The organism is Paenibacillus sp. JZ16 (genome assembly GCF_015326965.1).
In the GTDB taxonomy this organism is placed as follows: Bacteria; Bacillota; Bacilli; order Paenibacillales; family Paenibacillaceae; genus Paenibacillus_AQ.
Genome location: NZ_CP017659.1, coordinates 5,809,330 through 5,822,691, shown reverse-complemented (window position 1 = coordinate 5,822,691; position 13,362 = coordinate 5,809,330). Strand labels below are relative to the sequence as shown.

Sequence of the window (13,362 nt, the reverse complement as noted above, 5' to 3'; positions counted from 1 at the left end):
CTAACGTTTACGTCTGGTTTCTTGAACAATTTACAGATTCTCTTGAAATCAGATTTATAAAAAGGAACAAGGGGCCCTGTTTCCAGGTTTCCTTGTTCCTTTTCTCAACGATTAGCTAGTTATTAAGCTTTGCCGGTAATGCTCCGACCGCTTCCCGTCTGTCTGCAATATCCTTGGTATAGAATTCTGTGAATTTATCCACGCCAGCATCTTTGAATGCCTTCAACGCTTCTTCTTTAATCCGATTGAATTCATCGTCGGTCTTGGCCAAAATCAATTTTGCTGCATAACGGGCTGCCAGCTCTTTCACCTGGGCCTCAATCTTTAGCATATCTTCGGGAATAGCCGGGAGCCCCACCTTACCCTCTTTGATCCGTTGCTCTGTTGTTAAATCCTTGCTTATCGTGTTCGCGTCCTGCAGCTTGCCTTCCGCAATTAACTTACCCAGGACCTCACCCGGATGCATAGCACCGTAATGGTCACTGAAATCCTTTTCCAGCTCGGTTATTCCTTGCGCTAAAGCCTCTTGTGTTTGGAATAGATCCAGAGGTGAATTTGTGACAGGATCCAACACGGCCCCACCAATCCCCATCAGATTCGTGTCCAAGGCAATTCCTGTATTCTCCCATGCTGTACCGCCTGCATTCCTTAACTCAAAGGTTTCGTCTTTTATTTGCGGTTTACCGTCGATCATCTCCCAGTGAACGCCCTCAACTCCGCTGTATAGCGTTCGTACTCCTTCATAGGAATATAAATAGTTTAAAAACTGCATAGCTTTTTCCGGGTGCTTTGAGCTCTTGGAGATCGCGTAGCTTTTTCCTGTCCAGCCTAATGGATTCACTCCGCCGCTCCATGCCCGCTTACCTGTTGGCAATACGACGTACCCTTTACCATCCTTAGCATATTTGGAGTTAAAGTCACCCATGGCCCATGTAGCTGGTCCAATTACAATTTGTCCGGCCGTAGCCTTGGCGGAATAATCATTGTTCTTCATCGTCAGGGCATCGGGATCCAGCAATCCTCTGCGATTCGCTTTGTTGTAAAAATCAACTGCAACCCAGAACGTGGAATCTTCCTCCATCAATATGTTTCTGTACTGCGTTTCATCAAGTTTTCTTGCCATGATATCACTATTGTTGGTTGTCTGCATGGTATACCACGCGAATGGGACAATATACGGCCAAAGTCCCCAATCCTGCCACATGGAAACACCGTATATCTTCTTCCCGTCTTCCGTCTGCGGGTGCTTCTGGACGATCTGCTCCAATACATCAAGCAGCTCATCCGGCGTATTGAACGCAGGCGCGCCGATCTCCTTATAGTAATCCCAACGAATCGTTGGTCCGATCGTCAGCGGCGGATAGATCGGACTAGGCTCTGACTGAACTTGCGGCGGCAGGAAGAAAAGCTGGTTTTTCCCTTCGCTCCAGTTCTCTTTGCTGTATTCTACAACGGTTGGAATATTCGCCGTAATGTCTTTTCCATGTTCCTTCAGCATATCATCCATTGGGATAATCAGATTACCGTCAATCAGCTGCTTACCATACTTTGCCGGCTCTGTCCTTACGATATCAGGCAGGTCTCCCCCAGCAAGTAAAACGTTGAATTTGCTGTCGTCCGCTTCTACATATTCAATCTTCACTCCAACCTTCTTCGCGATCTCCTCCGCTATAGCACTGTCCGGATAGGTGTTCCACTTCGATCCGGTTTCAATAATAAGCAGCCGGAGCGTCACGACTTCCTCATTGCTATCCGTCCCCACCTTTTCCGGAGAATCTGGTGTATTGCTTGTTTTGGTATTACTCGTACAAGCGGCAAGCAGCATCGATAAGATGATCAGCACCGCCATCGCCGGTCTGACGATCCCCCTTTTACTCATTGTATTCCCTCCTGGTCCTATGAAATAATTCCCTTCCTCCTTGATCTTAATGGTTGTGATTGTGCCGAAACACGCATAATATTAGGATTCTTTTGAATAATCTACAGATGACCGTTTCTTAAACTGAACAATTTTGAGATGAACTTGAACAATGCCATCAAACCTAACTATGTTTTGGAAGCCGGATCTGTATTTCTGTCCCTGTAAGCTGAGGTACCAACCAAACCCCGTATGCCGGCCCATCATTCAACTGGATCCGCTTGTTCACATTGTACAGGCCGATTCCGTTGCCGGACACGATTACCTCAGTATGATCTTCGCCGCTGCGCATTTTCTGGTTCAACTGTTCCAATCTGGCAGGAGGGATGCCCACACCTGAATCCGTAACAGTTATTATCAGATCATGCGCCTCTTCATGGACCTTGACTTGAATATGGATGGGTTGTCCGTCTTCTTGTCTTCCGAACGTAATGGAGTTCTCGATTAACGGCTGTAAAATAAACCGCGGAACCCTATGATCCAGGTAAGCTTCATCTACATCGATAGAGAAGATGACACTGCTGTTAAACCGCCAATTGATAATCTTAATGTAGTTCTCCAGATAGCTAAGCTCGTCCCTAAGAGTACACAGCGGCTCTTTACTCGTGAAGGCTGGACGTAGAATATTCCCCAGCGCTACGACACTGTTCACGATGTTGTCCGCTTTAATCGAAGAAGCCATCCAACGGATCATATTAAGCGTATTGTATAAAAAATGCGGGTTAATTTGATTTTGAAGCGCCTCCATTTCGAGTTCCCGTCTTTTCTCCTGCATCTCATTTGTTTTATGAATCAGATCCACAATGCTCAGCGACATCTCGTTGAATCGCCGAATCACCATACCAAACTCATTGTTTGGAATTTTGGCAAACGTAATTCCAATTTCCCCACGACTCATATCTTTCATCTTGTGCGAAAGAATACGCAGCGGCCGCGTCATCTTTTTGAGCCAGAAATAGGAAATGATGAACATCACAAGCAGACTGGCCAAGATCACGAACACCAGCAGTGTCTGTGCTGAATAAATATCCACCGATAAGGAATTGAGCGGTATTTCCTTCATCATGTACCAATTTGCTTCATTCAGACGATAGTACATAACCTGAACCGGTGAATTCGTACTGCCGTTATCGTAGCTTCCGTAATCTCCGGCGTGGTTAATGAACGGATTGTAAGGGCTGATGGAACCAACATCATCAGGATTGCTGCTGGAGATCACGATCCCCTTCTCGTTCACGATATACATCTTTCCCTCTTCAGCTTGGAGGGCGGTTGAATAAATGGAAGACAAGTATTCCTCATCCACATTTAGAATCAGCACGGCGTTGGTCACAGACTGATATAGCGGCCTGACCCCGCGCGCCATGCTGACGACCATTCCGTCATTAGGCTTCAGTTTGTAGGGATTGTAATGGCTCTTGTCAATTCCGCCCTGGATAATCATCTCGGGAAAAACCTGATGGGAGCGCTCGAAAATATCGGTTTGCATGAACTCTTTCAGCCACGGGTCGCTTGAATGGACAAGGGTTGTATTGTTGGTGCCGCCAATCAATCCCTGGACCCCGCCTACGATATAAATCGAATCAATAAAATCATAATTGCTGATATAGGGAGCAATGCTCTCATGAAGATCATTTTTCATCTCCATAAACTCGAATTCCCCCTTATCCGGCGTGTAATTAAGAAACCTTTGAACAGCGGGATCCAGGAGAAAGAACTTGGACAAAGAATCCACATCATCGATCAGCCCGGCAATGTTATGATCCAACTGCTGAAACTGTTGGAGCAATAAAGTCTCGTTATTCTCCTTGATGATTTTCAGCACAAAGGTGTAGATAAAGTAAGATGCGAAGGACAGCACAATCAGGCTAATAATCATATAGAATAAAATCAGCTGCGTGCCCAGCTTCTGAAATCGTCCTCTAAGTTTCATGTCACGCCTCTTTTTCCGGATAAAAACTGCCTACGATACTCATTTGGATTTAATCCTGTGATTTTTTTGAAGACCTTGCTGAAGTAAGTGTATTCCGGAGAGAACCCCACCTTAACGGCGATGTCGTATGATTTCAAATGGGTCCGTGTCAACAATTCCTTTGCTCGTTCAATTCGGTAACAGTTTAAGTACTCAACGAACGTAATTTGAAGTTCCTTTTTAAAGAGATTGCTTAGATAGCCAAAGCTTAAGTTTACATGGTCAGCCACCTGCTGCAGACTGATGTTTTGATCATAATTCTGTTTGATGAACTGTATGGCCTTCGAGATTTCTCCGCTCATATTCAGATTTGTCCTCGACTGCTCCACTACGTTAGATAAATACTCACTGATCTCCTCTAGCATTTCCGGCAAGGTATCACACTGGTCCAACGTTTCCGTTATATTGAATAACAGCATCTTTTCATTCTGATGATCGTCATATAAATTCGTGTTGATCCATTGGATGAATTGATACAAAATAATTCGTACCGACTTTTTCCCCTCTAATAAAGCGTTTACAAAATTGGTGATGTAGTCACTGTATTCCTTCTCCTTCATCGGGCTAAGCATATTACGCAGCGGCGGATAATCGCGTATTTTCTCCACTTGCGCAAGGACCTTGCTAAGATCAAGGGGATCGCTGTTGGTATGCTTCTGTCCAGGACCTGTAATAAACTTCTTTTCAAGAGCACGCCTGGACTCGAAATACAACTTGCGCAAAGACCCAAACCCGCTCTGCACACCGCTCACCCCAAATGAAACCGAGCCCTTGAAGTACGTATAAATCGCATCCTGAATTGTGCTGAGAATCGTATGAATTTCTTGCATGATTGATTGTTCAGAGAAAAGATCATCAAAGCTGAATAGGAGAAGGTAGTGGGTTTCATCCAGATACGTCGCAGGATCCCTATCGAAGGATTTGGTAATTTCATACAGTATATTCAATAAAGTCATTTTCACTAAATGTCCATGCTCGTCCCGGAATTTATGCTTTAACTCGAAATAACGGTCCAGCTCCATCGTGCATACCACCATTCGTACGGGCGAAAGACGGATCCCGCTTTGTGCTGCAAACTGCTCGAATTCTTCGACGGAGTATATGCCGTAGAGCAAAAAATCCTTGATATATTTTTCCATGATCAGATCCATGTTAGCCGGCAGGAGTTGTTGTTCCTTACCTTGGGAATAAGCCGTAGATCCTTGGGCATCCAGCTCCATGCGTGTCCCGTTCAATACATTTTCGATTTCCTCTTCCGTCATGGTTAATTTGAGAATATAGTTGGATACACCAAGTGACATCGCCCGGCGTACAAGCTCGAACTCCTCCAGGCAAGACAACACCACAATCCGGGTGGCCCTATTTTCTTTACGTATATTCGATATTAACTCCATACCATCCATCTTAGGCATTCTAATATCGGTGATAACCAGATCAGGGAACCCCTCATTCAGGCAGTAATCCCAAGCCATCTGTCCGTCTGAAAGATCTGCTGCGACCTGCATATTGAATTTACTCCATTCCACGGAGTTTCTAAGGCCAATTCGAACGAGCATTTCATCTTCAACGATAATCACCTTATACATAACCGACCCCCCTTATTATAATGACGCCGTGTTTAACATAGCCCAAGTATAGCAAGGGCTTGTTGATCCTTCCACAGTTTTCGTTGAGCCGCTTCCGAAGATGCTGACAGTTTGCACTTCAATCCCAATCGGTATGTGTATACCTATGTTTAGGCTACGTTTCACTATACAACCTTCCAATTTCGGTATACAATGGGTTTGCCGATCGGCGACTCCCCTCCCCTTCTATTTAGTCCAATTCCCTTCCTTCTTTTTAATTCATTCACTATATAAAAATACGGCCATTATTATTTCTGGGAGGTTTCTAATGAATCAACCTTCAGTATCAAATTGGCGAGCGTCCTGGATCTGGGGTGCCGGCTGTGAGAGTCCCCGTAATGAGTGGCGCTGCTTTCGACATTCCTTTGTCCCGGAAGGTACATTGGACCAAGCGCTGCTAAAGCTTACCGCTGATTCGCGTTATGTCTTGTATGTTAACGGGGAGCAGGTTGGACGTGGCCCCGTACGGTCTTGGCCCTTTGAACTCGCCTATGATGAATATGAGATCGGTCATTTGCTGCGGGCAGGTCAGGAAAATGTCATTGCTGTACTTGTCATCCATTACGGAATTTCCACCTTTCAGTATCTTCGAGGAAGGGCGGGATTGCTGGTACAGCTGGATAGACAGCGACTGACATCACCGTCCGAATCGGTTACCATTTCGGATGAGTCTTGGAAAACCGCTGTTCATTCCGGTTACGATTCATCTTCATCACGAATATCTTGTCAGCTGGGCTTTACTGAGATCTTGGACGCAAGAGGATGGGAAGAGGATTGGATCCAGACTGGATATGATGATAGTGGATGGGAGTCGGCAACCGCAATTGGCCCCGCAGGTATGGCTCCCTGGACGAGTCTGGTGGAACGCGATATCCCATACTTAACTGAGGAACCTCTCTATCCCTCCCACGTGGAGAGTCTCCGTGCAGTACGACCGGCGGCTTGGAGCGCTGTACTTGATCTGCGGAGTATTTTATTCCCTGAGAGCTCGGATCATGCGAATGTTATCGAGTTTTGCGGTCTCATCGCTACCCTGATCCGAATGGAACAGGCAGCTCCATTGACCGTTGGCATGGTAGACAGCGGCAGAACGCATGCCCGTCTAAGCGTAAATGGACATTGGTTGTCCGAAGACCGCTATGTCGGTGAAGTTCCGGAACGTTATACCACTTTTGAGCTGGAATCGGGCGAGCATCTTCTGCTTATAGATGTAACAGGCAGCTGTCATGGTCACGGCTTCCATATCGGCTTTGACAGCAGCGCCTCCTTTACTGTGCACGCACCCGCATTGGGGCCTGAGTATGCATCATCCGCCCCCTTTGTCTCCATCGGGCCCTTTGATGTTATTGAGGACATTGATCATCAACCGCGCCGTCTCCTGGAAAGAAATCACCCTGACTATGCAAAGATTTGCAGCGTGGCTTCATTAGCGGATTTGAAAACGTTCGGAAGCTGGATTCACCCGATTAAGAATCAGCTTGTAAATCTCAATGATGTGTTTACCTCTTGCGTCTGGAAGGTCAACGAGCAGGTTTATCCGGTTCCGTCGGCCATGCAGCAGGCAGTGCTGGCTACTCCGCACTCAGCGTCTATCCCTGTATACGCCGGTTTGGACACGGAGATCGTCATCGATTTCGGCCGGGAACTGTCAGGTTATATCGCCATTGAGCTGGATGCCTCCTCAGGCACTATCGTGGATGGTTACGGATTTGAGTACATGAGCGACGGCTGGCGTCAACATACCTACCTTGTGGATAATACATTCCGCTATGTTTGCAAGGAAGGCCGTCAATCTTATGTTTCCGTAGTCCGGCGAGGGCTGCGCTACCTGGCTCTTACTTTGCGTGAAGCGTCCCGTCCTGTAAAGCTGCACGAAATAAAATTGATACAAAGCAACTACCCGGTTGCGAATGTAGGCAGCTTCCGCAGCAGCGACCCGCTGCTGAACGATATTTGGGCTATTAGTCGGGACACGACCCGGCTGTGCATGGAGGACACTTTTGTCGATTGCCCCGCCTTCGAGCAAGTATACTGGGTAGGCGATGCACGTAACGAGGCTTTAGTTAGCTACTACACCTTTGGGGCCAAAGAGATCGTCAGTCGCTGCCTGAAATTGGTGCCCGGTTCCTCCTGCCAGACGCTCCTATATGTGGATCAAGTGCCGAGCGGTTGGAACAGCGTGATTCCGAACTGGACTTTTTTCTGGGTAACGGCTTGTCTCGAATACTACCATTATCACGGGGAAGTACCATTCATCGTGGACATCTGGCCGCATGTCAACCGCACGCTGGAGCAATATCTCAAGCTTCAGAATGACAAGGGACTACTGGAACGCTCGGGCTGGAACCTGCTCGATTGGGCACCGATGGAGCAGCCAAGAGAAGGTGTGGTGACCCCGCAAAATATGTTTATGGTCAAAGCACTGCGCGATGCTGCCGAGATCGGAGATACCGCCGGTGAATCGGCTGTCGCGGATCAGTTGAGGAAAGCTGCCGACAAGCTGCGCGATGCCATTGATCTGCATCTGTGGGATGAGGAACGGGCAGCCTATGTGGACTGTATTCATGCGGACGGGAGATATTCCGCCACGACCAGCATGCAAACACAGATCGTTGCGTATCTATGCGATATTGCGAATGGAGATCGCAAATCTACACTCGAGCGGTATATTACAGATCCTCCGGAACGGTTTGTGCAGGCAGGCAGCCCCTTTATGTTGTTCTTTTACTATGAAGCTTTAACGAAGCTCGGTCGCCCGGATCTACTGGTTGCAGATATGCGTAAAAACTATGGCTATATGATCGAACATGGCGCCACGTCCTGCTGGGAGATGTTCCCATGGAGTGGTTACCATAATAACCCAAGGGTGCTAACCCGTAGCCATTGTCATGCCTGGTCAGCCGCACCTGCTTATTTCCTCGGCCATCAGGTGTTAGGTGTGCAGGGACTTACTCCGGGTTGGGATAAGGTCCGTGTAGCACCTCAGCCCAGTGGATTGGCCTGGGCGCGAGGCACGGTTCCGCTTCCCGACAATGGGCGAATTGATGTCTCGTGGCGATTCGAAGACGAGGGTCTGCTTCACATGCGCCTGGAAGTTCCGGCACATGTAGAGGTGTTGACAGAGGCACCCGCCGGCTATGACATGAAGGTCGAATTGATTAGGCTCCCATAATCGACACAAAGCAACCGTGATGATCCCCTTTAAGTAGACAACGTGCAGTAAGCGCATTAAAGTCTACTTGGAGGGGTTTTTCTTGGGGTGAAATACGGGACATTCTCCGAACTCCCATCGCGATTGTCAATCTGATATGTTGTCGCCACCAGCCTCCAATGCTCCCCGAAGCACCTGTTCTACCTTGATCAGGTGGGCTTCGATCCGTGCGGCTGCCTGCTCTTGGTCCTGCCGCTCAATCGCGTCAAATATGGTCTGGTGCTCGATCAACAGCCGGGAAGCGGTTGATTGCTCTTTATAAAACCATAGTTCTCTGGTCTTCCGGATGGTTTCCGTTAAACGGTCGGATAACGACTCCATCAGCTGAATCAGCAACGTGTTGCCCGACGCAGCCGCTATGGCCATATGAAAAGCAATGTCAGCCCGTTCGCCTTCACGGGTATCCTTGGCGCTAAGCCCATGCTCCATCTGCAAAAGGGCAGCACGCATTCGCTCCAGATCCTGGTCCGTACGCCGTTTTGCAGCCAAGGAGGCGGCGCCGGTCTCCAGCACCTTGCGGACCTCCAGCAGCTCCACCAGGGATTCGGCGCCTTGAAACAGCACATCGGCGCCGCTTTTGGGCTCGCTGGGAAGGACCGGCTTCACATACGTTCCACCTCCTTGGCGCACATCGAGCCATCCCATAGCCTTGAGCGCGCTGACCGCCTCGCGGATCGTGGACCGCCCGACGCCGTAAGCGGCGGCCAATTCAACGACGGAAGGCAATTTTTGGCCCGGGAGGAGATGCCCTTCCCGAATTTGCTGAAGGAGATGCTCTCCTACGATTTCGTGCCCCTTCTGGTTTTCCACTTTGATCGTTCGCACGGCAATTTCGCCCCCTGTTTAAATTTTTAACTATTCATTACTATAATCATGTCATATAATAAAACAAAAGTCATCAGATGACCTGATCAATAGAGGAGGGAATTTCGATATGTTAGATCCGGCTCTCACCGCACAGCTTCGTGCCATCGTTGGTGATGCCCACTTTCGGGACGATAAAGAAGCATTGATTACCCACTCCTATGACGGGACCCCGATGCTGCAGGCGCTGCCGGACGGGGTAGTCTATCCTGAAAGCACGGAACAAGTTTCCGCCATAATGAAGGCGTTGTCATTCTATAAAATACCTCTCGTTTCCAGAGGCTCCGGCTCCAATCTATGCGGCGGAACCGTTCCGGTCCAAGGTGGGGTGGTTATGGTGATGCATAGGATGAATCGCTTGCTTGAGCTGGATTTAGAAAATCTAACGGCTACGGTTCAGCCCGGCATGATTACCGCGGATTTTATCCATCATATCGAGTCCTTAGGCCTGTTCTATCCTCCCGATCCGAGCAGCATGCGAATCTCGACGATCGGTGGAAATATCGCCGAATGCTCCGGCGGGCTTCGTGGTTTGAAATACGGCACGACGAAGGACTACGTGATCGGTTTGGAAGCCGTCCTCGCCAGCGGCGAAATCATCCGTACCGGCGGAAAACTGATGAAGGATGTGGCGGGATATGATTTGACCAAGCTGCTGGTCGGTTCTGAGGGCACGCTTGCGATCATAACGGAGGCAACCTTGAAGCTGATCCCTCCACCGAAGAGCAAAATGACGATGCTCGCCATGTTCCGCGATCTGTACGGGGCGGCACGCACCGTATCCGCCATTATCGAATCCAAAATCATTCCGGCGACGCTGGAATTCATGGATAACCCGACCATACGTGTCGTTGATGATTTTGCCAAGCTGGGCCTTCCTTTGGATATGGAAGCCATTCTGCTGATTGAGCAGGACGGTGATCCTGAAACCGTGACCAGAGATATTGAACAGATTCGTCAGATATGTACACGCGAGCAGGCGGACACAATTCAGGTGGCTGCCACCCGGGAGGAAGCAGAGCGGCTGCTGACGGCGAGAAGAAGCGCCTTTACTGCGCTGGCACGTCTTCGCCCAACCACCATTCTTGAGGATGCGACCGTTCCCCGGTCCAAGATCGCCGACATGGTACGCCGGATCAATGAAATTTCAATCAAATACAACGTCACGATTGCTACCTTCGGCCATGCCGGCGACGGCAATCTGCATCCTACGGCGACGACCGATGCCAGAGATACCGAGGAAATACACAGGGTAGAGCAGGCCTTCGAGGAAATTTTCGCCGCCGCCCTTGAGCTTGGCGGAACGATTACTGGCGAGCACGGGGTAGGCATGGTGAAGGCTCCGTTCCTTGAATGGAAGATCGGCGCCTCCGGCATGGAGCTCATGAAGGGGATTAAGAAGGTGTTCGATCCCGACAATTTGTTAAATCCGGGCAAGGTTTTTGCCAAAGAAACAAGGAGAAGGGTGGTTATAGACCATGGATAAACAAACCAACATAAGCAAGAAACCCCAGATTAACCACGCGAATCCCTTGGCTCGGACCTTGCTGGAGAAACTTGATTACGATCAATTAACCAACTGCATGCGCTGCGGGTTTTGCCTCCCGGCCTGCCCCACGTTCAGGGAAACCGGGGTCGAGCCGGAATCTCCCCGGGGGCGTATCGCATTGATGAAAGCCGTTGCTGACGGACTAATGGAACCCGATGACATGTTTCGCGATCAGATGAACCATTGCCTGGGATGCCGAGCCTGCGAGCCGGTATGTCCGGCCGACGTCAAATACGGCCAACTGATCGAACAGGCCAGGGATGCAATCGAGGATCACTCTGTGCATTCGCCACCCGTTAGGGGGATCCGCAAGCTCTTTTTCAAGGGGGTATTCCCTCACCGCAACCGATTGAAATCGTTGGGCAGAACGCTAAACTTTTACCAAACATCCGGTTTGCGACGCGTGGCAAGAGGAACCGGAATTATGCGGCTCTTTCCCAAGCCACTGCGCGATATGGAGCGGATTCTGCCGGATGCCACCGCACAGGGAGTCATCGAGCAGCTCGGAACCGTCCATCCAGCCAAAGGTGCTCCAATTGCGCGCGTGGCTTTGTTCAGGGGCTGCATTATGGACGTGATGTTTGCCGGCACCAATGTCAACACGGTCAAACTGCTCTCGGAAGCCGGGTTTGAGGTTGTGATCCCCCCGGAACAAACTTGCTGCGGGGCTTTGCATGCCCACAGCGGGGAACTTGAGCTCGCAAGAAATCTGGCAAGGATCAACGTCAAGGTGTTCAAGGAATTGAACGTGGACTATATCGTATCCAATGCTGGCGGCTGCGGGGCCCTGCTCGTGGAGTATGACCATCTGCTCCACGGGGATGAGGATTGGAATGAACAAGCCGCCTGGTTCGCGAGCAGGGTCGTGGATATCAGCAGGCTGCTCGTGGAGCATGGGCGGATCCCTGCATTTGCCGAATCTGCAGCGACAACAGCCGAACCGGTGATCGTCACGTATCAGGATTCGTGCCATTTGCGCAATGTCATGCGCAGCGGATCGGCGCCTAGGCAGCTCATAAACCAAGTAGCTAATGTCACCTTTCAGGAAATGAAGGAAGCGGACCGCTGCTGCGGCTCCGCAGGCATTTACAATGTGACGCAGCCCGAGATGGCGGGCCAGATCCTGGAGCACAAGATGGATAACGTCAATGTGACCGGTGCCAGGTATATTCTAACCAGCAATCCCGGTTGTCTTCTGCAGATGAAGCTTGGGGTGGAACAGCATGGCCGCGGCGAACCGATAGAAGTAAAGCATGTGGTTGATTTTCTGTATGAACGATTGTCCAAACAAGATGCTTGATTCTTATGTACGTCAGTCTCTTGGAAGAACGCTCTTCTGACAGCATGTAACGGCAAGCCTCACCAGCTAAAAGAACCGACACCCGGAATTTGCGGTGTCGGTTTATTCATGACCTATTATTTTGCAGCCCCCTCGAAGCGTGCCCCACCCCCAGTGAAGCTCATTCTCACCACGATTTACTGCTGTCACGATACTCCTGCGGGGTGAAACCGGTTCTTTTCCTAAATAGTCTTGTAAAATAAGGGGCAGATTCCAGACCTATTTCTGAGGCGATCTCATGAATCTTCCGGTCTGTCGTCTTCAGAAGCAGCTTAGCCTTGTTAATCCGGGTTTTGTTGATATAACTCAGCAGCCCCTGTCCGGTCATCTGCTTATATAGCCTGGAGAAGTAAGGCGGACTCAAATAAACAAGCTCAGCCAGCTTGGTAAGGGACAGCTCTTCATGCAAAAACTGATGAATGTAATCATGAACCTTAGCAATCATCTCATGGGTTCTCTCAATCTGCTGCTGCCCATTGTAATCGGCCAGTACGGCCCCCAGCTCGCAAAAATAATCGATCATTTCATTCCATCCGGCATGTTCATCGGGACTTAGCATTTTCTCGGCCTGAATCGTAGAGGAATCAAGCTCTTCCAACAATCTTCGCCTATTTATGTATGACAGGAAGAACGCGGACAGACGGGAAAACAACTCAAGCTCGCACCACCTGCCTTCCTCTTCAGAGAAGAGAGGAACCTCTACAGTGAACAGCTCACGAAAGAATGCTACAAATTCTCCCTTCTCTCCGTTATCCAAATAATTCTCGAGCAAATCGAATTTGTTAAGCCTCGATCGAAGCTGTTCCATTTCTATAAACAAACGGCTTGATCGTCTCCTCTCTTCCCTTTTCGGTTCGGTATTGAGCAATTTCATCACCAATGCC

Annotated in this window: 8 protein-coding genes; 3 read left to right on the top strand and 5 right to left on the bottom strand. The window is 49.3% G+C overall.

The window, feature by feature from the left end; genetic code table 11:
• Positions 1–115 precede the first annotated feature (115 nt).
• From BJP58_RS26050 to BJP58_RS26040, 3 genes are all read right to left on the bottom strand, one after another.
• A complete protein-coding gene (locus BJP58_RS26050) occupies positions 116–1,879 on the bottom strand; it encodes an extracellular solute-binding protein (protein ID WP_194541196.1) in 1,764 nt (587 codons plus the stop codon).
• A 163-nt stretch (positions 1,880–2,042) separates the two neighbouring features.
• The gene (locus BJP58_RS26045; protein WP_194541195.1) at positions 2,043–3,851 is read right to left on the bottom strand and encodes a sensor histidine kinase; all 1,809 of its coding nucleotides are present in this window, start codon (positions 3,849–3,851) and stop codon (positions 2,043–2,045) included.
• Positions 3,848–5,476: a response regulator gene (locus BJP58_RS26040; protein WP_194541194.1), complete on the bottom strand. Its 1,629-nt coding sequence runs from the start codon at positions 5,474–5,476 to the stop codon at positions 3,848–3,850. Before BJP58_RS26040 ends, BJP58_RS26045 begins: the two co-directional genes overlap by 4 nt.
• Before the next feature lie 307 nt (positions 5,477–5,783).
• On the opposite strand from BJP58_RS26040, the gene BJP58_RS26035 reads away from it, so the two are divergent.
• Positions 5,784–8,687 carry a family 78 glycoside hydrolase catalytic domain gene (locus BJP58_RS26035; protein ID WP_194541193.1) on the top strand — a complete coding sequence of 968 codons (2,904 nt, stop codon included), beginning with the start codon at positions 5,784–5,786 and terminating at the stop codon, positions 8,685–8,687.
• Positions 8,688–8,813: 126 nt separating this feature from the next.
• Here BJP58_RS26035 and BJP58_RS26030 read toward each other — a convergent pair whose 3' ends face one another.
• Positions 8,814–9,551 carry a FadR/GntR family transcriptional regulator gene (locus BJP58_RS26030; RefSeq protein WP_194541192.1) on the bottom strand — a complete coding sequence of 246 codons (738 nt, stop codon included), beginning with the start codon at positions 9,549–9,551 and terminating at the stop codon, positions 8,814–8,816.
• A 109-nt stretch (positions 9,552–9,660) separates the two neighbouring features.
• Here BJP58_RS26030 and BJP58_RS26025 point away from each other — a divergent pair, with 109 nt between their 5' ends.
• Both BJP58_RS26025 and BJP58_RS26020 read left to right on the top strand, forming a co-directional pair.
• Complete coding sequence (locus BJP58_RS26025; protein ID WP_194541191.1) at positions 9,661–11,076, top strand: FAD-binding oxidoreductase; 1,416 nt, start codon at positions 9,661–9,663, stop codon at positions 11,074–11,076.
• On the top strand, positions 11,069–12,439 hold the full coding sequence (locus BJP58_RS26020; RefSeq protein WP_194541190.1) for a (Fe-S)-binding protein: 1,371 nt from the start codon (positions 11,069–11,071) through the stop codon (positions 12,437–12,439). Before BJP58_RS26025 ends, BJP58_RS26020 begins: the two co-directional genes overlap by 8 nt.
• A gap of 166 nt (positions 12,440–12,605) precedes the next feature.
• On the opposite strand, the gene BJP58_RS26015 is transcribed toward BJP58_RS26020, so the two are convergent.
• Positions 12,606–13,286, bottom strand: a complete 681-nt coding sequence (locus tag BJP58_RS26015) for an AraC family transcriptional regulator (RefSeq protein ID WP_194541189.1) — start codon at positions 13,284–13,286, stop codon at positions 12,606–12,608.
• Positions 13,287–13,362: the final 76 nt, after the last annotated feature.

What these genes read in the sequence shown, in the direction of transcription:
- BJP58_RS26050 (WP_194541196.1), bottom strand. Translation starts at nt 1,879, where the DNA reads ATGAGTAAAAGGGGGATCGTCAGACCGGCGATGGCGGTGCTGATCATC.
- BJP58_RS26045 (WP_194541195.1), bottom strand. Translation starts at nt 3,851, where the DNA reads ATGAAACTTAGAGGACGATTTCAGAAGCTGGGCACGCAGCTGATTTTA.
- BJP58_RS26040 (WP_194541194.1), bottom strand. Translation starts at nt 5,476, where the DNA reads ATGTATAAGGTGATTATCGTTGAAGATGAAATGCTCGTTCGAATTGGC.
- BJP58_RS26035 (WP_194541193.1), top strand. Translation starts at nt 5,784, where the DNA reads ATGAATCAACCTTCAGTATCAAATTGGCGAGCGTCCTGGATCTGGGGT.
- BJP58_RS26025 (WP_194541191.1), top strand. Translation starts at nt 9,661, where the DNA reads ATGTTAGATCCGGCTCTCACCGCACAGCTTCGTGCCATCGTTGGTGAT.
- BJP58_RS26020 (WP_194541190.1), top strand. Translation starts at nt 11,069, where the DNA reads ATGGATAAACAAACCAACATAAGCAAGAAACCCCAGATTAACCACGCG.
- BJP58_RS26015 (WP_194541189.1), bottom strand. Translation starts at nt 13,286, where the DNA reads ATGGAACAGCTTCGATCGAGGCTTAACAAATTCGATTTGCTCGAGAAT.